This window comes from Aquabacterium sp. UBA2148 (assembly GCF_002328915.1).
GTDB lineage: Bacteria > Pseudomonadota > Gammaproteobacteria > Burkholderiales > Burkholderiaceae_C > Aquabacterium > Aquabacterium parvum.
On the sequence record NZ_DCXA01000140.1, the window covers coordinates 1 to 875 of the forward strand.

Consider the following 875-nt stretch of genomic DNA (forward strand, 5'->3'; position numbering starts at 1 on the left):
GGCGAGGAGTTCGCGGTGCTGCTGAGCAACACGCCGCAGGACGAGGCCATGAACGCGCTGGAGCGCGTGCGGGCTTCGCTGGACGTGCGCCTCATCGAGGTTGGCGCACACACCATTCGCGCCACCGTGAGCATCGGCGCCGTGCAGTGGCGCCCAGAGCACCATGGCATCGACGCCATGATGGCCCAGGCCGACGAGGCCCTCTACACCGCCAAGCGCCTGGGCCGCAACCGCATCCACCTGCACCGCCACGACCTGGACCCCGGCACCACCCCACCCGCACCGCGCGCGGCGAACGACGCGGCTTGAGTTACCGTAACGGCCTGGCGCAACCCGCGCCGACCCAGCCCCGGAAACGACCATGAACCTGTTCACCGCGCTGCACAGCGCCTGGCCTGTCACGCGCCAGGACGCCGCCATCCTCACCGAGCGAGGCACCTGGAGCTGGGACGACCTGGACCGCGCCACGGCCATGGTGGCCAACCTGTTGGAGAGCCTGCACCTGCCGCAGCGCAACGGTCACCCGCCCATCGTGGCCGCGCACGTGGACAAGTCGGTCGAGTCGCTGGTGCTGTACCTGGCCACCTTGCGCTGCGGCGCCGTCTTCCTGCCACTGAACCCGGCCTACCGCTCGGCCGAGCTGGGCTACTTCCTGGAAGACGCCCGCCCCGCCGTGCTGGTGTGCCGCCCCGAAGACCAGGAATGGGTGATCCCGCTGGCCGCGCACGGGCAGGTTGGTCACCTCTTCACCTTGGGCACACAAGGCAACGGCAGCTTGCTGACGCACGCCAGCCTGCACAGCGATGTGCACGAACCTGCGCCCCGACATGATGGCGACCTGGCCGCCATCCTCTACACCTCGGGCACCACCGGCC

Annotated in this window: 2 protein-coding genes; both read left to right on the forward strand. The window is 69.9% G+C overall.

The window, feature by feature from the left end:
• A partial coding sequence (locus tag B2W70_RS07600; protein ID WP_286744423.1) for a GGDEF domain-containing protein occupies nucleotides 1-309 on the forward strand: 309 nt, incomplete at its 5' end.
• 52 nt (nucleotides 310-361) lie between these two features.
• Nucleotides 362-875 (forward strand): AMP-binding protein (locus tag B2W70_RS07605; RefSeq protein WP_286744425.1); only part of this gene is annotated, 514 nt, incomplete at its 3' end.